We start from the raw sequence: 19,613 nt of genomic DNA, 5'->3' as shown, positions 1-19,613 counted from the left end.
CTCAATTCCCTTCCAGCTTGTTCTCGAACAGCGTGGAGCGGCTGCCGCGCAGCACGATGTCCCAGCGATAGGCCAGCGTATCCAGCGGCACCGCCGCATCCAGGTCGAGCTTCGCCACGAGCCTTTCGCGCGCTGCCTGGTCCGGGATGGTGCCGAGGATGCTGTCGCGCGCGATCAGCGGATCGCCCTCGAAGTAGTTCTGCGTGATCAGGCGCTGCGCGAATCCCGTCCCGAACACCGAGAAATGGATATGCGCCGGCCGCCAGTCATTGCCCCGGTTGCGATAGGGGTAGGGGCCCGGCTTGACGGTGCGGAAGGCGTAGCGCCCCTCGGCATCGGTGATGGTGCGGCCGCAGCCGCCGAAATTGGGATCGATCGGCGCCACATAGGTGTCGTTGCGGTGCCTGTAGCGGCCGCCGGCATTCGCCTGCCAGAACTCCACCAGCACGCCCGGCACCGGCCGCCCGCTGCCATCCAGCACGCGGCCATGCATGATGATCCGCTCCCCGATCGGCTGGCCCGTCTTGGCGTAGTTCAGGATCAGGTCGTTATCCAGCGGCCCGATATCGCCATGCCCGAAGACCGGCCCCGTGACCTCGCTGAGCGAGTTCTGCAGCGAGATCAGCGGGCGGTGCGGGCCGCGCAGCACGCTGGTCTTGTAGATCGGCGTCACCGCCGGGGGATGCTGGTCCCGGTCCCTTGGGATGAACTCGTTCATGCCATGCTCTCCTTCAGCCCCAGCATCGCCCGCGCCTGTTTCGCGGTGGCGACGGGCCTTCCGTGGTCCGCGGCCATCGCCGCGACATGCCTGACCAGCGCGGCGTTCGATGGCGCCAGCGTGGTGCGGTCCATGCGGATATTGTCCTCGAGCCCCGTCCGCGTGTGGCCGCCCATCTCCAGCGCCCAGCGCGCGACCTCGAACTGGTGGCGGCCGATGCCGGCGGCGGTCCAGGTCGCGCCGGGCAGCAGCTCGCGCAGCTTCGCGACCTCGAATTCCAGCACGTCGCGCCGCGCGGGCAGGGCGTGCTTCACGCCCATCACGAACTGCACATGCGGCCGTGGGAGGATCAACCCCTCCGCCACCAGGTCGGCGGTGTTGAACAGCATCGCCAGGTCGAAGACCTCGATCTCCGGCCGCACGCCGAGGTCACGCATCGTCGTCGCGAGGTTCCGCACGAAATCCGGCGGGTTCTCATAGACGATGGTCGGGAAGTTCACGCTGCCCGTCGCGAGCGACGCCATGTCCGGCCTGAGGTGCAGCATCGCGCCCCGCGCCTCCAGCGCCCGCCCGCGGCCGCCGGTCGAGAACTGCACGATGATGTCGGGGCAGTGCCTGCGGATGCCCTCCTGGAAGGCCGCGAATTTCTCGGGGTCCGAACTCGGCGTCTCATCGGCATTGCGGACATGCACATGCACCAGGCTCGCGCCGGCCTCATAGGCCGCATGGGTGCTCTCGATCTGCTCCGCTGTGGTCACCGGCAGCGCCGGATTGTCCTTCTTCCGCGGCACGGATCCCGTGATGGCGACCGCGATGATGCAGGGCTCGGGCGTCATGTCTGGCGTCATCGGGGCGCCGCTTCCTCCGTTATTCGCCCCGATCCTAGTCATGTATGTACCGGTTAGTCCATACGGAAACGATGGCAAGCTTGGCGCTCCCGCCGCCGCGTGCCATTTTGCCGAAAGCGAAACGAGGCACCGTCATGCGCGACTGGGTCGCCGCCATTGCGCAGCGCCTGGCCTTCTTCGGCACCGATCCGCTGGCCCTGCTGGATGCGGTGGAGGCCGTGGCCAAGCGAGATCCCGATGCCGCGCTGCGCGCCTTCCTCCATGCCTGCCTCGACCTGCTGGACGAAGCCCTGCCGCCCGGCGCGGCGCGCGCGGAGATCCTTGCCCTGGCTGCGATCGCCCGCGCCGAGATCGACGGCGCCTGCGACGACCGCGCGATCCTGGCGCGGGAGGAGGCGCTGATGGACCAGCCGGCGCCGATCCCCTTCGCCGCCACCATCCCCGGCCGCGTCGTCTGGCTCGCCGCCATGGTGCGCCAGGTGCCGGAGCAGGAAGGCCCGGCGGCGGTGATGCTGGTGAACGACCTGGCGGCGCTGGGCCGGGACCTGCCGCTCAGGGCGCTGAAGGCGGCGGGCTGACGCCCGCATGGCGCGACACCGTCGCGCGCTCCCCCAGCAGCCCGCGCGGCCGCACCACCAGGATGACGGCGATCAGCACGCCGATCAGCACCACCTGCAGCGCCGCGCCGCGCGCCTGCTCCGCCGCCGGCAGCATTTCCCGCAGTGCGCCGCCGCTGACGGTCCAGATCGCCCAGACCAGCACGGCGCCGAGCACCGCGCCGGCATTGTTGCCCGATCCCCCCACGATGAGCATCGCCCAGATCTGGAAGGTGAGGATCGGGAGAAAATCCTCCGGCGCGATGTAGCCGACGAAATGCGCGTAGAGCGCGCCGCCCAATCCCATCACCATGCAGCCCATGACGAAGCTCTGCAGCCGGAACGCCGCCGCCCGCTTGCCGAGGGACGCCGCCGCCGCCTCATCTTCACGTATGGAACGCAGCACGCGTCCCCAGGGGGAGGCCACCAGCCTCTCCAGCCCCCACCACATCAGGCCCAACACCGCCAGCACGATCGCGAGGTAGGCGAGGTTCCAGGCGAGGCCCGTGCCGAGCCACCCCGCCAGCGGCTTCGGGATGGACTGGATGCCGAAGGGCCCGCCCGTCAGCCAGGTCGCGTTCAGCGCCACCAGCTGGATCGTCACCGCGATGCCGAAGGTGGTAATGGCCAGGTAATCCTCCCGCAGCCGCAGCGCGGCGACGCCGACGATGAAGGCGGCGATTCCCGCCAGCCCCATGGCGCCCAGCCACCCCACCAGCACCGGCAGCCCGAAGCCGCCGAAGCGCTCGGCATCGGGCGCGCCGGTCAGCAGGGCGGAGGTATAGGCCCCGATCGCGACGAAGCCCGCGACGCCCACATTGAACAGCCCGGTGAACCCCCATTGCAGGTTCAGCCCCAGCGCCATGACGGCGAAGATGCCGGCGAAGACGCTGAAGAAGGCGAGGTAGGAGAGCAGCGACCACGCATCCATCACGCCTTCTCCCCGAACAGCCCGCGCGGCCGCAGCAGCAGGATCGCGATCAGCACCAGGAAGGCGGTCGCCAGCCGGTATTCCGCGCCGAAGAGCGGCACGGAGAAGCTCTCCGCCAGCCCCACGATCAGCCCGCCCGCGACGGCCCCCCAGACGCTGCCGATGCCCCCCAGGATGGCCGCGGCAAACAGCGGCAGCAGCAATTCGAAGCCGAGCCCCGGCCGGATCTGCCCGACCAGCCCAGCCATCACGCCCGCGACCGCCGCCATTCCCGCGCCGATCACCCAGGTGGCGCGCACCACGCCTTCCACATCCACCCCCGCGACCCGCGCCAGCGCCGGGTTCTGCGCCGTGGCGCGCATCGCGCGGCCGAGCGTGGTGCGCGTCAGCAGCACATGCAGCCCGATCACCGCCGCCGCCGTCACGCCCAGCACCAGCATCTGGTCCGGCGTGATGCGCAGCCCGCCCATCACGTCGCCCAAGGCCCCACGGGGCACCAGGCGCACCGCGATCTGGATCTCCCGCGTGTAGTATTCCGGCAGCGTGCCGTAGAGGAACTGCAGCAGGTTCCGCAGCGCCAGCGCCGCGCCGAAGCTCGCGATGACCAGCGTGATGGCGCTGCCGGTCCGGCGCAGGCGCGCGAACAGCGCCCAGTCCAGCACCAGCGCGAGTGCGGCCGTCAGCGCGGCGGAGGCGACCATCGCGACGGGCAACTGCCAGCCGAAGGAGAAGGGCTCGATCGGCGTCATCACGCCGCCCCCCGTCACCGCGAGCGTCAGCGACAGCGCCGACACCGCGAGATACGCGCCCCAGGTCAGGAACTCGCCCTGCCCGAAATTGGCGAAGCGCAGGATGGAATAGGTCAGCGTCAGCCCGACGGCGCCCAGCGAGATGACGGAGCCCACGACGAGCCCGTCGGCGATGAGTTGCAGCATCCTCAGTGCACCCCGCCGCCGAGATAGAGCCCCGCCAGCCGCCCGTCATCGGCGAGCTCCGACGCCGGCCCCACCAGCCTCTCGCGCCCTTCCACCAGCACCGCCGCGCGGTCGGCGATGGCCAGTGCCGCCTTCACATTCTGCTCCACCAGCAGGATGGTCACGCCGGTGTCCCGCACGGCCTTCAGTCGTTCGAACACCACGCCCACCAGCAGCGGCGAGAGCCCGGCCGAGGGCTCGTCCAGCATCAGCACGCTGGGCGAGGCGACCAGCGCCCGCGCGACGGCGACCATCTGCCGCTGCCCGCCCGAAAGCCGACCCGCCGGCAGCGATCGCTGCCGATCCAGATCCGGGAAGAGCGCGAACATGGCGTCCAGCGACCCGCGTCTCTCCTTCGGCACCAGCGCCGCCGCCAGTTGCAGATTCTCCAGCACGGAGAGGTTGGCGAAGACGTTCTCGGTCTGCGGGACGAAGCCCAGCCCCTCCCGCACCATGCGGTGCGCGGGCACGCGGGTGATGTCCCGACCGTTCAGCATCACGCTGCCCGACCAGATCGGCACCAGCCCCGCCGCCGCCTTCACCAGCGTGGATTTCCCCGCGCCGTTCGGCCCCAGCAGCGCCACGATCTCCCCTGCCGCCACGGTCAGCGACGCGCCGCGCAGGATCGGCAGCCCTGGCTCATAGCCGCCCTCGATCGCGCAGAATTCCAGCGCCGCGCTCATGCGATCCCCGCGCCGAGATAGGCCTCGACCACCCGCCGGTCCGCCCGCACCGCCTCCGGCTCCCCCTCCATCAGCAGCTTCCCCTGCGCCAGCACCAGCACCGGCCGGCAGAGGGACATCACCAGTTCCATGTTGTGCTCGATGATCAGGAAGCTCGTGCCCTGCGCGTTCAGGCTCACGATCTTCTCCATGATCGTCGCCAGCAGGGGCGGCGCGACGCCCGCGCCCGGCTCGTCCAGCAGGATCAGCCGCGGCTCCGCCACCAGCACCCGGGCCAGTTCCAGCAGCTTGCGCTGGCCGCCGGACAGCACCCGCGCCGGCTCCTGCGCCAGCCGAGTCAGCCCCACGAAATCCAGCCAGTGCAGCGCGCGGTCCCGCACGCGCCGTTCCTCCGCCGCCACGGCGTGCGGTCGCAGCCAGTTGGTCCAGAACCGCTCCCCCTGCTGGCCCGGCGGCGCCAGCATCACATTCTCCAGCACCGTCATGGCGGGGAAGGGGCGGGGGATCTGGAAGGTCCGCGCCAGGCCGAGGCCGAAGACCTCATCCGGCCGCCGCCCCTCGATCCGCGTGCCGTCCAGGGTCAGCGTGCCACGGTCCGGCTTCAGGCTGCCCGCCAGCAGGTTGAACAGCGTCGTCTTGCCCGCGCCATTCGGCCCGATCAGCCCCGTGATGGCGCCCCGCGCCAGGGTGAAGGAGACATCCTCCACCACCGGCGGCCCGCCGAATCCCTTCGTCAATCCTTGCGCCACGAGCATTGCGCGGCAGTCCCCCGGCCTTTGTCCCGCATCAACCGTCAGGGCGCCGCCGGGTCAAGGCCCTACCGGCTTGCCCCCCGCGCCGCGCCGCCCGATATCGACCACAACCGGGAAGGGCGGCATGGACGAGGACGGATTCGATCTCTGGGACCTCCGGGTGGAGGTGGTGGCGCCGCCCGGCGCGAAGCTCTGGTGCGGCGCCGTCCCGGGCGACCATTTCGAGCTGCGCGGGGAGATGCTGCACCTGCCCCCCGGCCAGGGCTTCTCGATCTATTCCCTCGCCGCCGTCCTGCCCCTGCTGGCCGCCAAGCAGCGCATGACCCACCCCGCCGACTGGATGAGCACGGATGCGGAGGTCGCCTGCCCCGACCCCAACTGCCCCTCGCGCCTCCGCATCACCCGCCTCGCGAAACGCCGCTTCCGCCACGCGGACACCACCGCGGTGCCGATGAAAGACAGCACGCCATGACCGTCGAACGGACCGAGCTTTCCCCCGGCTATTCCATCGCCCGCCTGCTGCGCGGCGGCTGGCAGCTGGCCGGCGGCCATGGGGATATCGAACAGCCCCGCGCCATCGCCGACATGCGCGCCTTCCTCGACGCCGGTGTCACCACCTTCGACTGCGCCGACATCTACACGGGCGTGGAGGCGATGATCGGCGAATTCCGGGCGACGCTGTCCGCCGAGGATCGCGCGCGCCTGCAGGTGCACACGAAGTTCGTGCCGGACTGGTCGGACCTGCCGCGCGTCGATTTCGACTATGTCGAGCGCATCATCGACCGCTCGCTCCTGCGCCTGAAGGCGGAGCGGCTGGACCTGGTGCAGTTCCACTGGTGGAACTACGCCGTGCCCGGCCAGGTGGAGACGGCGATGCACCTCCGCGAACTCCAGCTGCGCGGCAAGATCCACAATATCGGCGGCACCAACTTCGACACGCCCAGCACCGCGGCGATGATCGAGGCCGGCGTGCCCCTCGTCTCCATGCAGGTGCAGTATTCGCTGCTGGACCGCCGCCCGGCCGGGCTGCTGGCGGGCCTCGCCGCGGACAGTGGCCTCCGCTTCCTCTGCTACGGCACCGTCGCCGGCGGTTTTCTGTCGTCCCGCTGGCTTGGGAAGCCCGCGCCGGCCGAACCGCTGGCCAACCGCAGCCTGGTGAAATACCGGCTGATCATCGAGGAATTTGGCGGCTGGGACGCCTTCCAGGCGCTGCTGCGGCTGCTGGACGGCATCGCGAGGAAGCACGGCGTCTCCCTCACCGCCGTCGCCACGCGCTGGGTGCTGGACCAGCCCCATGTCGCCGGCGCCATCGTCGGCGCGCGCTATGCCGAACACCTGCCCGACAACCTTGCCATCTTCGGCTTCACGCTGGATGAGGAGGACCGCGCCGCCATCGACGCGCTCCTCGTCAGCTGCCCTGGGCCGCTCGGCGATACCTACACGCTGGAACGGGACCGCGACGGCCCCCATGGCAGGATCATGAAGTATGACCTCAACAAGGAATGAGGCCTGCGCGGCGGAGATCGTCGCCCTCCATCAGGTCTTCGAGGCCTGGCTCGGCGCGCCCGGCACCGGTGACTTCAGCCGTTTCGAGGCCGCCTTCGCGGAAGGCTTCCAGATGGTCCTGCCCTCCGGCGCCCGCTTCGACCGCGCCGGCATCCTCGACTTCCTGCGCAAGGCCCGCGCCGTCCGCGGCCCCGGCTTCCGGATCGCGGTCGAGGACATGGCGACCGTCCATGAAGCCCCCGGCCTGGCACTGATGCATTATGTCGAGCGGCAGTGGTTCGGCACCCAGGAAACCGCGCGCCGCGCCGCCGCCCTGTTCGACACGACCGCCACGCCCCCGCGCTGGCTCTTCGTGCAGGAAACCTGGGTCACCCCGCCGGCGGCGTGAGGGCAGCGCCCTCGCGCCTTGTCGCGCCGATCTCCTCCAGCATCCCCGCCAACAGGGCGACCTTGCTGTCCCAGGAGAAATGCCGCGCGAGGTGCCGATGCGCCGCTTCCGCAAGCCGCATCGCGGCGCCTTCGTCCTGGCACAGCCGCAGGACCGCGGCGCCGAAGCCGACCGCGTCGCCCGCCACCTCCATCTCGACGCCTGGCGTCACGCCCAGCCCCTCGGCCCCGATCGGCGTGGCGACAACGGGGCAGCCCCGCGCCATGGCATCCAGCGCCTTGATCTTGGTGCCGCCGCCAAAGCGGTAGGGCACCAGCGCCACCCGCGCCGCGCCGTAGAAATCGTCCAGGCTCTCGACGAAGCCGCGGATGACGACGCCATCCCGCGCCTCGTCGGCGGCCCAGGCCGGGATGCCAGGCCCCGCGATGTGCAACTCCAGCGACGGCATGGCGCGCCGCACCATGGGCCAGATCGTGCCCAGCAGCCATTCCAGCGCGTCCCGGTTCGGCGCGTGGTCGAAATTGCCGATGAAGGCAGCGTAGCCATCGCGGCCGCGCGGCGGCAGGTGGCGCGGCTCCGCCGCCACCGGGCTCAGCAGGCAAGGCCTGTCGGGGAAGAAGCTTCGCAGCACGCCGTGGTCATTGTCACTGAGCGCGACTAGCCCATCGGCGCGGGCATACCAGTGCAGCTCGTAGCGGAACCAGGCCAGCCAGGCGACGAGCCGCGTCAGGCGCCGCGCCACGCCCTCCGTGCTGCGCCATTCCCGGAAGCGAGAGACGAGCGCGGCATCCTGCACATCCACCACCACCGGCGCGCCGGCCGCGTCATCCGCGTACTGCGCCATCTGCGGGAATTGCAGCAGAACCGCATCAGGCTGCCACTGCCGCGCCAGGCGGGACAGCGCGGCCGCCATCGCCGGGCTCCGCATGCCCCGGGCTTCCCGCGGCAGGCGCAGCGGCACCTGGCTGAGCTGTCCCCATTTATCCGCAAGCCCGCCTTCCGCCGCCGGCAGCGGCACCATCGTCACGCTGTCGCAAAGCGCGCCAAGCGCGCGCAGCCCGGCTTCCCGGTCATGCGGCACCTGGTCGAAGCACAGGAAATGGATGCTGAACCGGTGCGCCAGGCGGCGCAGCAGTTCGAAGCAGAGGACTCCGCCGCCGATCCCGCAGGCGGGATGGTAGGGCCAAGGTGCCACGACGATCAGGCGGCGCCGTGGCCGCGTCGTCGCCTCGCCGGCAGACGGGGGCAGAGGCATGGCGGTATCGGGCATCAACTCTCCTGACGCAGGCCGCGTCCGGCCTCCATGCCCCGGCACGAGGGCCTGGGACGGAAACCGGGTGTGCGGGGATGGCGCCGCGGATGCCGGCGCCATCACCATCGTGCTGCCAGGCAGAACGTCCGCCGGCAGACGGGTTTCCCCGTCGTCCCGCCGGCGCCTCGTTCATGGACCCTTCTACATGATCCAGACAGATGAAGCGTCGGCCGTCGGCGGCGCGCTGCGCGTGCCGTCGGCGTTCCAGCCCTCCGGGATATACCACTGGCCGGTCGCGGCATGGGCCGCCTCCACCGCGGCGGCCAGCCCTTCCCAATCCACCACGCCCTGCCAGTCCGCCACCGGGTCCGGCGTCGGCGTCGGCGTGGGATCGGGCGTCGGCGTGGGATCAGGCGTCGGCGTGGGGGCAGGATCCGGCGTAGGGGCGGGGTTGGCAGGGGCCGTCGTCGTGCTGCGGGTGCCGTCAGCGTTCCAGCCTTCCGGGATGAACCACTGCCCGGTCAGCAGGTAGTTCGCCTCCACCGCCGCGGCGAGGCCTTCCCAGTCCACGACGGGCTGCGCACCGGTGGCCGGCGGCGTCCCGGGCTCCGCCCCCGCTCCCGGCTGCGGTTCCGCGCCACCCCCCGAATCGGCCGGCGGTGGCGGCGTGATGGTGTAGCCCGGCAGCGGCTCGTAGCGGACATCGTAGACGGTCAGCGAGGTTTCGGGCTTGTTGTTGTAGAAGGCGAAGACATGGTTCCAGCCGCCATCCGCATAGTCCTTCGGCACCGCCACGGTGAAGACTGCCTGCGTCACGCCATCGACCTTCATGGTGATTTTGTCGGGCTCCCAGATCGCCTGGTATTCGTAGGCGACGCCGGGGACGATGGCGCGGTCGTACCAGAGCTGGGAGAAGCGATCCTGCCCGCCATCCTCCCAGTGCAGCGCCGCGTATTGCTGGCCATCGCCCGCTTCGGAGGTCTCGGCGATGTCGATCTCCGACAGCGGCCATTCATTCGGCGCGTTCCACAGCATCACCGCCGATCCCGGGTAGATGCCGGTCAGCATCGCGTTGATGGTGTAGGTGCCATAGCCATGGCCCATGTCGGGGCTGCCGGTCGCCTCCATCATGCCCGAAGTCAGATGGTAGTAGGGCGAATGCAGCGTCACCTGCCCGGCCACGGAAAGATCCACGTTCCATGTGTCCGGGAAATTGACGATGCCGTTGTCGAAACTGTCGAAGAACGGCTGGTAATAGGCTGGTGTCGTCGTATCCGTCGTGGTCGTTGTGGTGCCAGACATGCTTGGCCTTTCTCGCTCTGGACTAGGAACGGATGGCGAGAGGCAGGTTTCGTGCGGCGGCGTATCTTTCGCAGCACTGGCCCGTGACTGGCGCTTTCCCGGATGGGGCGTGCGGAGGATCGCCCGCCGGCCTCCCCGCTGGCGCCTGGACAGACCGGGCTTCTCTCAGGCATTGCGATGGACAAATATCCATCCACGAAACGCATGCCCTGGGGGGGCCTTCCGACCATGTCCTTCGCCCGTCGCGCGGTGCTCGCCGCCGCCGTCGCCGCATCCGCGCTCGCCGCCCCGCCGGTGGCAGCCCAGGCGCCGTCCTGCACCCACAATGTCGGCATGGTCGTCTCGCTCACCGGCCCCGCCGGCCGTTTCGGCCAGGCCGCTGCGAAGTCCGTCGAGCTCGCCTTCAATGAGCTGAATGCCGCCGCCGGCGCGCAGGGCATCGCGGGCTGCCGCCTGGCGTTCGACCTGCGCGATGCACAGTCCCAGGGCAGCGTCGCGGTGGACCAGGCGCGGCAACTCGTGGACCTCCGCCGCACCCCCGCCATCATCGGCGGCATCATCAGCAGCGTCTCGATCCCCATCGTCACCAGCGTGACCGGCCCGGCCGGCGTGGTGCAGATCTCGCCGGCCTCCTCCTCGCCGACGCTGACGCGCATGGCGACGGAGGGGCAGACCCGCGGCTGGTTCTTCCGCACCATCACCAGCGACGCGCTGCAGGGCACGGCCGCCGCGCGCTACGCCATCGACCAGGGCCTGCGGCGGCTTGCCATCATCCACGTCAACAACGACTTCGGCGTGAACATGGTGAACGAGTTCCGCCGCGCCTATGTGGCGCTCGGCGGCACCATCATCTCCACCACGCCCTACAACCAGGGCCAGGCGAGCTACGCGCCGGAAGTCACCAACGCGCTGCGCGGCGACCCGCCCGCCCTCTACCTCGTCAGCTATCCCGGCGACGGCACGACCATCGCGCGCACCTGGATCCAGCAGGGCGGCCCCGCGACCTTCCTGCTGAATGACGGCATGAACAGCGCCGACTTCATCCGCGATGTCGGACCGCGCTTCCTGAACAACGCCTACGGCACGTCGTCGGGTACCGTCTCCACGCCTTCCACCGAGTATTTCGCCCGCGCCTATCCACCGATGTCCGGCGGCTTCGGCGCCGGCGCCCCCGCCGCCGACCGCGCCTTCGACGCCGCCGCCATCCTCGGCCTTGCCATCGCCAGGGCAGGGCGGTTCGAGGCCGCGGCCATCCGCGACGCCATCCGCCAGGTGACGGCGCCCGGCGGCACCGAAGTCCATGCCGGGCCGGAAGGCTTCGCGCGTGGCCTGGAGCTGATCCGCGCCGGCCAGGCCATCCGCTATGTCGGCGTCATCGGCCCCGTCGAGTTCGATGCGAATGGCGACATCACCGGCCCCTTCCGCAAGTGGCGCATCCAGAACGGGGAGATCACCACCGTCGGCCAGATGACGGCCGAGGAAGTGCAGGCCGTGCAGCGCCAGCTGCCGCCGCGCTGAGCCGCCCCGGCGCCGGCCCGCGCATGGGCCGGCGTCAACGCTTTGCTTCCCAACCCCGCCACAATCTCCGTGCAGCCTGATCACGCCCAGGAAGCGGAGCGCGCCATGACCCCCATCCCGCCCCCCACACTGACCCCCGAGCAGGAGGAGGAGGCCCGCCGCCAGGCCGAGGCCCAGGCCGGAAGCCCGGTGGGCGACGCGCTGGAAGCCACCGGCCACGCCGCGGACCTGGCCTCGATCGGCGCGCTCGATGTCGTCGTGGACGCCGCCGGCACCGTGCTCGGCGCCACCGTCGATGTCGCCAAGGCCGGCCTCGAGGTCGTGGGCGGGCTGTTCGGGGCGATCGGCGACCTCTGACCCGCGTCACGGCGCGCGCGGACATCCCAAGGACACACACCATGCCCCACCGCCCGCGCCCGCCGCGCACGCTCCTCGCCCCCGGCCTTCCCGCCAGCCGCATCGTCACCGGCCTCTGGCAGGTGGCGGACCAGGAACGCGATGGCCGCAGCCTGGACTACGCCGCCGCCGCGGCCGCCATGGCGGACTACGCCGATGCCGGCTTCGACAGCTTCGACATGGCCGACCACTATGGCGGCGCGGAAGAGATCTTTGCCAAGTTCCGCGCGCTTGGCGGCAACGCCTCCGTCTTCACGAAGTGGGTGCCGACCCCCGGGCCGATGACGCGCGACGTGGTGCGCGAGGGCGTCGGCCGCAGCATCCAACGCCTCGGCGGCATCCCGGACCTCATGCAGTTCCACTGGTGGTCCTTCCGCCACCCCGCCTGGCTCGACGCGCTGCGGGAGATGGCGGCAATGCGGGCCGACGGGTCGCTGAAGCACATCGGCGTCACCAACTTCGATACGGATCACCTGCGCGTCGCCGTGAAGAACGGCATCCCCATCGCCACCAACCAGGTCAGCTTCTCGCTGCTCGACCGCCGCGCCGCCGGCGCGCTCTCCGATTTCTGCCTGGCCAACGGCGTGAAGATCCTCGCCTACGGAACGCTCGGCGGCGGCTTCCTCTCCGAACGCTGGCTCGGCCGCGACGAACCCGCCGAAGCCGACATCACCGACTGGTCCAAGATGAAGTACCGCCGCTTCATCGGGGCCATGGGCGGCTGGCCCGCCTTCCAGCGCCTGCTCCGCGAAGCCGACGCCATCGCGAAGAAGCACAACGTCTCGCTCAGCAACGTTGCCACGCGCTGGTCGCTCCAGCACGAGGCCGTCGGCGCCGTCATCCTCGGCGCCCGCCTGACGGAAGCCGAACACCGCGCTGACAACCTCCGCCTCTTCTCCTTCGCCTTGGACGAGGACGACCAGGCGCGCCTCCGCCACGCCTTCGGCGAGACCCAGCCCATCCCCGGCGATTGCGGCGACGAATACCGCAAGCCGCCCTTCCTCACCGCCTCCGGCGACCTCAGCCACCACCTCGACAGCCTGCCGAAGATCTACACCGCCGCCGAATTCGCGCCCGGCCGCCTTCGCGTGGACAGCGGCAGCATCTGGGAGGAATCCTGCGGCTACAGCCGCGCCGTGCGCGTGGGCCAACGCATCCTGGTCAGCGGCACCACCGCCACCCACACCGACGGCAGCGTGGTCTGCCCCGGCGACGCCGGCGGCCAGGCCATCTACATCCTCGACAAGATCGCCGCCGCCATCGAAACCCTCGGCGGCACCATGGACGACGTCATCCAGACCCGGGTCTGGCTGCGCGACGCCAATGACTGGGAAAGCGTCGGCCGAGTCCACGGCCGCGTCTTCGCCACCGCCCGCCCCGCCAACACCCTGCTCGAAGTCGCCCGCCTCGTCGGCCCGTACGCGGTGGAGATCGAAGCGGAAGCGGTGGTGGGGTAGGGGGCACTTGTGGCTCCTGGAGAAGGGCCTCCGGCCCCTCTCCAGACCTCACCCCGCCAGGGGCCAGCGGGCCCCTGGACCCCAGGCTTTGGATCGATGGGTGATGGGAGGGGCATGGCGGCCGCATCGAACAAGCGGGCGCGCGGTGCCCCTCCCATCACCCATCGATTGAAGGGGGATCAAAGGGGCCGCTGCCCCTTTGCGGGGTTGGGGTACGGGGAAGGGGCGGAGCCTCTTCCCCGGGCCATAGGCGCCCCCCTACGCCATCACAGCAGCCCGCGTCCGATCCCGCCGTCCACGGCGACGGACTGGCCGACCACGTAGCTGCTGCGGGGCGAGGCGAGGAAGGCGGCGACGTCCGCGATTTCCTCCGCGGCGCCGAAGCGGCCAAGGGGGATGTCGGCGGCGAAGCGGGTGAGGATGGCGTCGGGCGTCGTGCCTTCGGCCTTGGCCATGGTGGCGGCGCGGTTGCGCCAGAGGCGGGTGATGGTCCGGCCGGGGGAGACGGCGTTGACGCGGATGCCTTCCGGGATGAGTTCGGCGGCCAGCGTCTTCACCAGCGCGATGTGTCCGGCCTTGTGGACGTTGGAGACGATCTGTTCGGCGTAGGGCATGCGGGCGCCGGCGGCGCCGAACAGCACCACGCGGGCGCCGCCGGCGCGGCGCAGCGCCGGCAGCAGGCCGCGCACGACGCGGACGGTCGCCAGGATGTTGAACTCCCAGTTCTGGCGCCATTGCTCGTCGGCCAGGGCCTCGAAGGCCGATCGGTGGCTGCCGCCGACCGCCATGATCAGGATGTCGAGCTTCTGGTACCGCTTCTCCCATGTCTGCACGAGGGCCTCGACGGAGGCGGCGTCGGTCGCGTCGCAGGGCAGGTGGTCCAGCCCGTTCGCCGCCGCGACCTCGGCCAGGGCGGTGGCGTCGCGGGAGGCGATGGTGACGCGCGCCCCGTCCTCCGCCAGGGCCTTGGCGGTGGCGAGGCCGATGCCGTCGCTGCCCCCGACGACGAGGGCGAGGTCGTCCCTGATCCGCAGATCCATGCCTGGTGTTCCATCCCGTGTGACGTCGGCGCGGAGGGTCGCGCGGGCGCGCCGGGGCGGCAAGCCGGCAACGGGGCGCTGCCCGGCACGTTGCGGCCGCGCGACGGGATGGGCAGGCATGCGCTGGGCGTTGGGATTGGCCTTGTCGGCGGTGGCCGGCTTCGTGGATGCGGTGGGGTGGATCGCCTTCGGTGGCGTCTTCGTCGCCTTCATGAGCGGCAACACGACCCGGATGGGGGTCGAGGCGGTGCGGGGCGACCTCGCGGCGGCCTGGCAGGCCGCGCAGCCCATCCTGGCCTTCACCGCCGGCGCCGTGCTGGGCGCGGCCCTGCGTCGGCGGAGCGGCCTGGCGGGGCTGCTGGCGGCGGAGGCCGCGGCCCTGGCGGTGGCGGCCGCGCTCGTCGCCGCATCGGCACCGGCGGTGCTGCCGCTGGCGCTGGCGATGGGCATGCAGAACCTGGCGCGCCAGGCGGCCGGCCCGGCGCAGCTGGGCGGCACCTTCATCACCGGCACGCTGGTCGGGCTGGGCCAGGCGCTGGCCTCGGCGGAATGGCGCGCGGCGGGCGCGCAGGGGGCGGCCTGGCTCGCGCTGTTGGCGGGTATCGTCGCCGGCGCCATTGGCATGGGGGCAGGGGCAGCGCCCGCCCTGGCCGGCGTGGCGCTGCTGATGCTGATCCTGGCTGCAACCGTGGCCGTGGTCGGCAGTTGAGGCGTGAGGTCGCAGAAGGAGAGGTCCCATGCCCCGCGGCGACAAGTCCAAGTACACCGACAAGCAGAAGCGCATGGCCGCCCATATCGAGGAGGGCTACGAGGCCCGGGGCGTGCCGGAGGAGGAAGCCGAGGCCCGCGCCTGGGCCACTGTCAACAAGCAGACCGGCGGCGGCAACAAGTCCGGCTCCGGGCGCGGCGTGCCGGACACCAAGGTCTCCGCGAAGCGCGGCGGCAGGAAGGGCGGCGCGGCCTCGGCGGCGCGCACGCCGGAGGAGCGCAGCGCCTCCGCCCGCAAGGCGGCCAAGACCCGCAAGCGCAACGCCGCGGCGAGGCTGCATTGATCCGCGGCGCGGCGCTGGCGCTGCTGCTGGCGCTGCCCGCCGCCACCCAGGCGCAGACGGTGGTGCCACCCGTGGAGAGGCCCGTCCTGCCGCCCTCCCAGGGCGAGGTGCCGCGTCCGCGCAACGGGGTGGAGGCGCCGTCGGAGCCGCGCATGCCTGGCCGCGTGCTGCGCCCGCCGCAGAATGTCGATCCCGGCATCCAGGCGCCGGTCCCGGTGCCACGGCCCAATACCACCCCGGTCATCCCGCCGCCCGGGGCGCCTTCGACACGCCCGCGCTGAACGCGGGGGCGGTTGTTGCGTTGGGGTTGCATGTCGAACCCCAGCAGGATCGCCCCCGCCATGTCCGACCCGGCCCCCGACGCGCCCCCCGAACTGCCGGGCCTGCCCCCGCTGGAGCCCGGCACCCCGCCGCCTGACGAGACCCCGCCGCCGATCCCCCAGCTTCCCGGCCTGCCTCAGGTGGAGCCCGGGCCCGCACCCGCGACGCCGCCCGCCGAGCCGCTCACGCCGCCGCCGCAGCCCCCGCCTGGCTTCCCGACGCCGGGCCGCGGCGACCCGGTGCCCGATCCCAGCCCGGGGCCGGAGGTGCCAGGCCCCGGTGGCCCGATGGAGGTGCCCGATATCTCCCCGGAATCGCCCGGCATCATCCGCCCGATGATGGCGGCCTCTCGCTGTCCCTGGGCGTCAGCCCGTATCGGCTGACCAGCGCCCAGACATGGGCGGGGACCATTGACTTGAGGCGGCGGGGTTCCTCCCGGCGCAGATGGATGATGGTCTCGACGGCCTTCATCTCCACGCGGGCGCGGGCGAATTCCAGCCCGCGCGGCCCGATGCGCGGCATCAGCCAGCCGACGATCGGGCGCAGCCAGTCCGGCATCCGCCGCAGCGGCAGGCCGCCCGCGGCGCGCTCGGTGTTCGCCAGGAACCCCTTCACCGCGCCGTCGCGCTTTCCCGCGCTGCCGGGCGTGCTGGTCACGACCTCGTCCCCCAGCAGCGCCAGCAATTCCTCGCCGCGCTCATTCCGCACCAGCAGCCATTGCTCGCCCTGGCCGCCCATGTAGCCGACGGTGATGTCGGCGAGCACATTGGTATAGTCCACGCAGGTGCGGCAGGTCAGCGGGAAGAAGTCGCCCGGCAACTGGCTGATCGGCAGCTGGAGGAAGGGGATTTCCCGCACCCGCCCATCGGCGAAGCGCAACTCCACATGGAAATCGGCGCGGAATTCCAGGTAGGTGATGGTCTCCGGCCGCTCGTCGAGCAGCGCGAGGAACCGGTGGAAATTCTCCGTCGTGGTGTTGTCGGAGCATGGCGTGCCGATGACGAAAAGGCGGTCGAAGCCGAGTTCGCGCTCCAGCGCCCGCAGCGCATAGACCTGGCAGGGGATGCCGATGATGGCGAGGCGCCGGTGCCCCGCCGCGCGGGCGGGCTCCAGCAGCGCCAGCAGCGGCGCATAGCCCATGCGCATGCCGCGGCAGCGCGCCATGTCCTCCGCCCGCGTCACGATCACGGGCATCGGCTTCCAGGCATCCGCCGGATCCGGCGCCATCGCCAGCACGGCATCGACGGCGCCGGTGTCCAGCAGCCGCTCGGCGATGCGGGTTGTGATCCCGGTCCATTGCGCGCCGGGTGCCGGCTTCGCGAGCCTGGCGCGAAGCATGCGGCGGTGCGGCCCGAAATGCAGTTCATCCGGCCGCGCCGGATCCCGCGCGCGCCCATGCACCTGCGCTTCCAGGGCGGGATAGTCCGGCTTGATGAACTGGCAGGCACGGCCGCAGGCCTTGGGATCGGGCCCGCGGGAGATGCCGCAATCCGTGCAGAGCCCGCGCGGCGCGGCCGGCCCGATCACGGGTGTCTCTATCCCCGGCATGCGCTTCCCCCAGCCATCGTCGCGAAGGCTAGGGGAAGCGCGGGGCGCTTGCTACACGCCCTCGCAGCCCAGCCGCTTCAGGGTCGCATCCACCCAGGACCGGTCGATGGTGCCGGCCTCGATCTGCGCCATCTGCTTCTGCTCCGCGGCCTGCTTCGCCTCGGTCGCGGCCAGCACCTTCTCGGCATCGTCGAAGCCGATGGCGACGAAGCCGTCATCATCGCCCAGGATCATGTCGCCGGGCTCGATCACCATGCCGTCGATGGCGATGGCGACGTTGATCTCGCCGGGGCCGTCCTTGTAGGGCCCGCGATGCGTGACCCCCGCGGCGAACACCGGGAAATCCTGCTGCGCCAGCGCGCCGGAATCGCGGATGGCGCCGTTGATGACGATGCCGGCCAGGCCGCGCTTGACCATCTGGGCCAGCATCAGCTCCCCGATGATCGCATTCGTCAGATCGCCGCCCGCATCCACCACCACCACATCGCCGGGGTTGGCGATGTCGATGGCCTTGTGGACCATGAGGTTGTCGCCCGGCCGCGTCTTCACCGTGAAGGCCGGCCCGGCCATGACGCCGCCCTTGTGCATCGGGCGGATGCGCGGGCCGCCCGCGAAGATCCGCGCCATGCTGTCGCTGACATTGGCGACGGGCAGGGGCTTGAAGCGCTCCACGATGGCGGGGGCGACGGCGCGGGCGCGCGGCAGGATGCGGAAACCGGCGGGCATGGTGTTCTCCGAACTGGGACTGCGCCGGCCTACAGGCGGGGCGGGGAGGCGGCAAGGGCCCCGCGCGCGGCCTTGTCATGCCGCCTTCCGCCGGCCCCGCGCGCTGGTGTCGTGGCAACCGAAGGGAGCACGACCATGGCCAGCATCATCCGCAGCGCCTCCGCCCATTGGACGGGCGGAGGCAAGGACGGCACCGGCAGCATCTCCAGCGAAAGCGGCGTGCTGAAGGAAGCGCCCTACGGCTTCAACGCCCGCTTCGGCGACGGCCGCGGCACCAATCCGGAGGAACTGATCGGCGCCGCCCATGCCGGCTGCTTCACCATGGCGCTCGCCTTCCGCCTGGCGAAGGAAGGCCTGACGGCCGAGAGCCTCGACACCACCGCCAAGGTCGCGATGGAGAAGGAAGGGGAGGGCTTCCGCATCGCCCGCGTCGCCCTGACGCTGCGGGCGAAGGTGCCCGGCACCGATGAGGCGACCTTCAAGGCCCTGGCCGAGGAAGCTAAGGCCGGCTGCCCCGTCTCCAAGCTGCTGAAGGCCGAGATCACGCTGGAGACGCATTTCGAGGGCTGAAGACGACTCCCTCCCCCGCGCTTGCGGGGGAGGGCTGGGGTGGGGGTTTGCGCCCCCTCACGCAATGCGTGTCGGCAGCGGCCTTCCCGCCATCGCGGCCGCGACATTCTCCCGCATCAGCCGCCCCATATCCTTCCGCGTCTCGATGCTGCCGCTGGCGGCATGCGGCTGCAGCAGGACGTTGGGGAAGGTGAGGAATTCGGGATCGATGTTCGGCTCGTTCCAGAACACGTCGAGCCCCGCCGCGCCGATGCGCCCTTCCCGCAGCGCATCCAGCAGCGCCGTCTCATCCACGACCGAGCCGCGCGAGACGTTGACGAAGATGACACCGGGATTCAGCGCCTCGATCGCCGCGCGATCCACCAGGCCACGCGTGGCGGCGCCACCGGCGGCGGCGATGCAGAACACGTCCACATGCGGCGCCATCGCCGCGGGCGTCGGATACCAGGCGTAGGGCACGTCCTTCTTCGCCCGCGCGCTGTAGGAGATCGGCATCCCGAACCCCTCCGCCCGCTTCGCGATGGCGCTGCCGATGCGCCCGAGGCCAACGATCCCGAGCCGCTTGCCGGAGACCCGCGTGTTGAGCGGCATCGGGCCCTTCTTCGCCCAGTCGCCGCTACGCACCCATGCGTCGCCGTCCCGCACGCGCCGCGCGGCGCCGAGCATCAGCAGGATGGCGAAATCCGCCACCTCCTCCGTCAGCACGTCGGGCGTGTTGGTCACGGGAATGCCGCGCGCCCGCGCCGCATCCAGGTCGATGGCATCCACGCCGACCCCGTAGCAGGCGATGATCTTCGTGTTCGGCAACGCGTCCATCAGCGCCGCATCGGCACCGATCTCGCCCTTGGTGACGATGGCCACGATGCTGTCCCGCACGGCGGCGAGCATCCCCGGCTTGTCGGCCGCGCGCCAATAGTGGTGGACGGTGAAATCCGCTTCCAGCGCCGCCACGTCCCATTCCGGCAGTTCGCCAACCAGCAGCAGCCCCGGCTTGTCCGTCATCTCGTTTGCCCCCAACGTCGCCCCCATCAAGGG

24 protein-coding genes are annotated in these 19,613 nt (G+C 71.1%); 12 read left to right on the top strand and 12 right to left on the bottom strand.

Annotation, left to right across the window (positions count from 1 at the left end; genetic code table 11):
• Nucleotide 1: 1 nt before the first annotated feature.
• Both pcaH and G3576_RS01500 read right to left on the bottom strand, forming a co-directional pair.
• A complete protein-coding gene (gene pcaH / locus G3576_RS01505; protein WP_164692551.1) occupies nt 2-718 on the bottom strand; it encodes a protocatechuate 3,4-dioxygenase subunit beta in 717 nt (238 codons plus the stop codon).
• On the bottom strand, nt 715-1,566 hold the full coding sequence (locus G3576_RS01500; RefSeq protein ID WP_164692550.1) for a BKACE family enzyme: 852 nt from the start codon (nt 1,564-1,566) through the stop codon (nt 715-717). Before G3576_RS01500 ends, pcaH begins: the two co-directional genes overlap by 4 nt.
• A gap of 134 nt (nt 1,567-1,700) precedes the next feature.
• On the opposite strand from G3576_RS01500, the gene G3576_RS01495 reads away from it, so the two are divergent.
• Nucleotides 1,701-2,144 carry a hypothetical protein gene (locus G3576_RS01495; RefSeq protein ID WP_164692549.1) on the top strand — a complete coding sequence of 148 codons (444 nt, stop codon included), beginning with the start codon at nt 1,701-1,703 and terminating at the stop codon, nt 2,142-2,144.
• Here G3576_RS01495 and G3576_RS01490 read toward each other — a convergent pair.
• Genes G3576_RS01490 through G3576_RS01475 form a run of 4 tightly spaced genes read right to left on the bottom strand, consistent with a single transcriptional unit; the run spans nt 2,119 to nt 5,487 of the window.
• Nucleotides 2,119-3,093, bottom strand: a complete 975-nt coding sequence (locus G3576_RS01490) for a branched-chain amino acid ABC transporter permease (protein ID WP_164692548.1) — start codon at nt 3,091-3,093, stop codon at nt 2,119-2,121. The genes G3576_RS01495 and G3576_RS01490 overlap by 26 nt on opposite strands.
• Nucleotides 3,093-4,028 (bottom strand): branched-chain amino acid ABC transporter permease, encoded by a 936-nt coding sequence (locus G3576_RS01485; RefSeq protein ID WP_164692547.1) that lies wholly within the window; start codon nt 4,026-4,028, stop codon nt 3,093-3,095. Before G3576_RS01485 ends, G3576_RS01490 begins: the two co-directional genes overlap by 1 nt.
• A gap of 2 nt (nt 4,029-4,030) precedes the next feature.
• Entirely contained in the window at nt 4,031-4,750 is a 720-nt protein-coding gene (locus G3576_RS01480; RefSeq protein WP_164692546.1) for an ABC transporter ATP-binding protein, read from the bottom strand.
• A complete protein-coding gene (locus tag G3576_RS01475) occupies nt 4,747-5,487 on the bottom strand; it encodes an ABC transporter ATP-binding protein (protein WP_235951345.1) in 741 nt (246 codons plus the stop codon). Before G3576_RS01475 ends, G3576_RS01480 begins: the two co-directional genes overlap by 4 nt.
• Nucleotides 5,488-5,626: 139 nt before the next feature.
• Here G3576_RS01475 and G3576_RS01470 point away from each other — a divergent pair, with 139 nt between their 5' ends.
• Genes G3576_RS01470 through G3576_RS01460 form a run of 3 tightly spaced genes read left to right on the top strand, consistent with a single transcriptional unit; the run spans nt 5,627 to nt 7,396 of the window.
• Nucleotides 5,627-5,974 (top strand): TIGR04076 family protein, encoded by a 348-nt coding sequence (locus tag G3576_RS01470; protein ID WP_164692544.1) that lies wholly within the window; start codon nt 5,627-5,629, stop codon nt 5,972-5,974.
• Nucleotides 5,971-7,008, top strand: coding sequence for an aldo/keto reductase (locus tag G3576_RS01465; protein ID WP_164692543.1), 1,038 nt, complete (start codon nt 5,971-5,973; stop codon nt 7,006-7,008). The genes G3576_RS01470 and G3576_RS01465 overlap by 4 nt, the downstream gene beginning before the upstream one ends.
• Nucleotides 6,989-7,396, top strand: a complete 408-nt coding sequence (locus G3576_RS01460) for a DUF4440 domain-containing protein (protein WP_164692542.1) — start codon at nt 6,989-6,991, stop codon at nt 7,394-7,396. The genes G3576_RS01465 and G3576_RS01460 overlap by 20 nt, the downstream gene beginning before the upstream one ends.
• Here G3576_RS01460 and G3576_RS01455 read toward each other — a convergent pair.
• The gene (locus G3576_RS01455; protein WP_164692541.1) at nt 7,377-8,666 is read right to left on the bottom strand and encodes a glycosyltransferase; all 1,290 of its coding nucleotides are present in this window, start codon (nt 8,664-8,666) and stop codon (nt 7,377-7,379) included. The two genes, G3576_RS01460 and G3576_RS01455, sit on opposite strands and share 20 nt — an antisense overlap.
• Before the next feature lie 183 nt (nt 8,667-8,849).
• The gene (locus tag G3576_RS31190; protein WP_207622602.1) at nt 8,850-9,950 is read right to left on the bottom strand and encodes a hypothetical protein; all 1,101 of its coding nucleotides are present in this window, start codon (nt 9,948-9,950) and stop codon (nt 8,850-8,852) included.
• 228 nt (nt 9,951-10,178) lie between these two features.
• Here G3576_RS31190 and G3576_RS01445 point away from each other — a divergent pair, with 228 nt between their 5' ends.
• From G3576_RS01445 to G3576_RS01435, 3 genes are all read left to right on the top strand, one after another.
• The gene (locus G3576_RS01445; RefSeq protein WP_164692540.1) at nt 10,179-11,468 is read left to right on the top strand and encodes an ABC transporter substrate-binding protein; all 1,290 of its coding nucleotides are present in this window, start codon (nt 10,179-10,181) and stop codon (nt 11,466-11,468) included.
• A gap of 105 nt (nt 11,469-11,573) precedes the next feature.
• Nucleotides 11,574-11,825, top strand: a complete 252-nt coding sequence (locus G3576_RS01440) for a hypothetical protein (RefSeq protein ID WP_164692539.1) — start codon at nt 11,574-11,576, stop codon at nt 11,823-11,825.
• A gap of 41 nt (nt 11,826-11,866) precedes the next feature.
• Nucleotides 11,867-13,321, top strand: coding sequence for an aldo/keto reductase (locus tag G3576_RS01435; protein WP_164692538.1), 1,455 nt, complete (start codon nt 11,867-11,869; stop codon nt 13,319-13,321).
• Nucleotides 13,322-13,587: 266 nt separating this feature from the next.
• Here the strand turns inward: G3576_RS01435 and G3576_RS01430 are convergent, their stop codons facing one another.
• The gene (locus G3576_RS01430) at nt 13,588-14,361 is read right to left on the bottom strand and encodes an SDR family oxidoreductase (RefSeq protein ID WP_164692537.1); all 774 of its coding nucleotides are present in this window, start codon (nt 14,359-14,361) and stop codon (nt 13,588-13,590) included.
• A gap of 118 nt (nt 14,362-14,479) precedes the next feature.
• On the opposite strand from G3576_RS01430, the gene G3576_RS01425 reads away from it, so the two are divergent.
• From G3576_RS01425 to G3576_RS01410, 4 genes are read left to right on the top strand one after another with little or no spacing between them, the layout of a single operon-like run.
• Nucleotides 14,480-15,070, top strand: coding sequence for a YoaK family protein (locus G3576_RS01425; RefSeq protein ID WP_164692536.1), 591 nt, complete (start codon nt 14,480-14,482; stop codon nt 15,068-15,070).
• A gap of 28 nt (nt 15,071-15,098) precedes the next feature.
• A complete protein-coding gene (locus G3576_RS01420) occupies nt 15,099-15,413 on the top strand; it encodes a plasmid stabilization protein (protein WP_164692535.1) in 315 nt (104 codons plus the stop codon).
• Nucleotides 15,410-15,694, top strand: coding sequence for a hypothetical protein (locus G3576_RS01415; RefSeq protein ID WP_164692534.1), 285 nt, complete (start codon nt 15,410-15,412; stop codon nt 15,692-15,694). The genes G3576_RS01420 and G3576_RS01415 overlap by 4 nt, the downstream gene beginning before the upstream one ends.
• 60 nt (nt 15,695-15,754) lie before the next feature.
• The gene (locus G3576_RS01410; RefSeq protein WP_164692533.1) at nt 15,755-16,117 is read left to right on the top strand and encodes a hypothetical protein; all 363 of its coding nucleotides are present in this window, start codon (nt 15,755-15,757) and stop codon (nt 16,115-16,117) included.
• On the opposite strand, the gene G3576_RS01405 is transcribed toward G3576_RS01410, so the two are convergent.
• Nucleotides 16,059-17,261, bottom strand: coding sequence for a Coenzyme F420 hydrogenase/dehydrogenase, beta subunit C-terminal domain (locus G3576_RS01405; protein WP_328728241.1), 1,203 nt, complete (start codon nt 17,259-17,261; stop codon nt 16,059-16,061). The genes G3576_RS01410 and G3576_RS01405 overlap by 59 nt on opposite strands.
• A 72-nt stretch (nt 17,262-17,333) precedes the next feature.
• Nucleotides 17,334-18,008 carry an RraA family protein gene (locus G3576_RS01400; RefSeq protein ID WP_164692531.1) on the bottom strand — a complete coding sequence of 225 codons (675 nt, stop codon included), beginning with the start codon at nt 18,006-18,008 and terminating at the stop codon, nt 17,334-17,336.
• A 135-nt stretch (nt 18,009-18,143) separates the two neighbouring features.
• On the opposite strand from G3576_RS01400, the gene G3576_RS01395 reads away from it, so the two are divergent.
• Nucleotides 18,144-18,578 carry an OsmC family protein gene (locus tag G3576_RS01395; protein WP_207622601.1) on the top strand — a complete coding sequence of 145 codons (435 nt, stop codon included), beginning with the start codon at nt 18,144-18,146 and terminating at the stop codon, nt 18,576-18,578.
• Between the two features lie 57 nt (nt 18,579-18,635).
• Here the strand turns inward: G3576_RS01395 and G3576_RS01390 are convergent, their stop codons facing one another.
• Nucleotides 18,636-19,580, bottom strand: a complete 945-nt coding sequence (locus G3576_RS01390; protein ID WP_164692530.1) for a 2-hydroxyacid dehydrogenase — start codon at nt 19,578-19,580, stop codon at nt 18,636-18,638.
• Between the last annotated feature and the right edge of the window lie 33 nt (nt 19,581-19,613).

This window comes from Falsiroseomonas algicola, assembly GCF_011040385.1.
GTDB classification, from domain to species: Bacteria; Pseudomonadota; Alphaproteobacteria; order Acetobacterales; family Acetobacteraceae; genus Falsiroseomonas; species Falsiroseomonas algicola.
Note: the sequence above shows the minus strand (reverse complement) of the source record. Positions and strands in the feature narration are given on the sequence as shown.

Coding starts and splice junctions, on each gene's coding strand:
- pcaH (WP_164692551.1), bottom strand. CDS start 718: ATGAACGAGTTCATCCCAAGGGACCGGGACCAGCATCCCCCGGCGGTG.
- G3576_RS01500 (WP_164692550.1), bottom strand. CDS start 1,566: ATGACGCCAGACATGACGCCCGAGCCCTGCATCATCGCGGTCGCCATC.
- G3576_RS01495 (WP_164692549.1), top strand. CDS start 1,701: ATGCGCGACTGGGTCGCCGCCATTGCGCAGCGCCTGGCCTTCTTCGGC.
- G3576_RS01490 (WP_164692548.1), bottom strand. CDS start 3,093: ATGGATGCGTGGTCGCTGCTCTCCTACCTCGCCTTCTTCAGCGTCTTC.
- G3576_RS01485 (WP_164692547.1), bottom strand. CDS start 4,028: ATGCTGCAACTCATCGCCGACGGGCTCGTCGTGGGCTCCGTCATCTCG.
- G3576_RS01480 (WP_164692546.1), bottom strand. CDS start 4,750: ATGAGCGCGGCGCTGGAATTCTGCGCGATCGAGGGCGGCTATGAGCCA.
- G3576_RS01470 (WP_164692544.1), top strand. CDS start 5,627: ATGGACGAGGACGGATTCGATCTCTGGGACCTCCGGGTGGAGGTGGTG.
- G3576_RS01465 (WP_164692543.1), top strand. CDS start 5,971: ATGACCGTCGAACGGACCGAGCTTTCCCCCGGCTATTCCATCGCCCGC.
- G3576_RS01460 (WP_164692542.1), top strand. CDS start 6,989: ATGACCTCAACAAGGAATGAGGCCTGCGCGGCGGAGATCGTCGCCCTC.
- G3576_RS01455 (WP_164692541.1), bottom strand. CDS start 8,666: ATGCCCGATACCGCCATGCCTCTGCCCCCGTCTGCCGGCGAGGCGACG.
- G3576_RS31190 (WP_207622602.1), bottom strand. CDS start 9,950: ATGTCTGGCACCACAACGACCACGACGGATACGACGACACCAGCCTAT.
- G3576_RS01445 (WP_164692540.1), top strand. CDS start 10,179: ATGTCCTTCGCCCGTCGCGCGGTGCTCGCCGCCGCCGTCGCCGCATCC.
- G3576_RS01440 (WP_164692539.1), top strand. CDS start 11,574: ATGACCCCCATCCCGCCCCCCACACTGACCCCCGAGCAGGAGGAGGAG.
- G3576_RS01435 (WP_164692538.1), top strand. CDS start 11,867: ATGCCCCACCGCCCGCGCCCGCCGCGCACGCTCCTCGCCCCCGGCCTT.
- G3576_RS01430 (WP_164692537.1), bottom strand. CDS start 14,361: ATGGATCTGCGGATCAGGGACGACCTCGCCCTCGTCGTCGGGGGCAGC.
- G3576_RS01425 (WP_164692536.1), top strand. CDS start 14,480: ATGCGCTGGGCGTTGGGATTGGCCTTGTCGGCGGTGGCCGGCTTCGTG.
- G3576_RS01420 (WP_164692535.1), top strand. CDS start 15,099: ATGCCCCGCGGCGACAAGTCCAAGTACACCGACAAGCAGAAGCGCATG.
- G3576_RS01410 (WP_164692533.1), top strand. CDS start 15,755: ATGTCCGACCCGGCCCCCGACGCGCCCCCCGAACTGCCGGGCCTGCCC.
- G3576_RS01400 (WP_164692531.1), bottom strand. CDS start 18,008: ATGCCCGCCGGTTTCCGCATCCTGCCGCGCGCCCGCGCCGTCGCCCCC.
- G3576_RS01395 (WP_207622601.1), top strand. CDS start 18,144: ATGGCCAGCATCATCCGCAGCGCCTCCGCCCATTGGACGGGCGGAGGC.
- G3576_RS01390 (WP_164692530.1), bottom strand. CDS start 19,580: ATGACGGACAAGCCGGGGCTGCTGCTGGTTGGCGAACTGCCGGAATGG.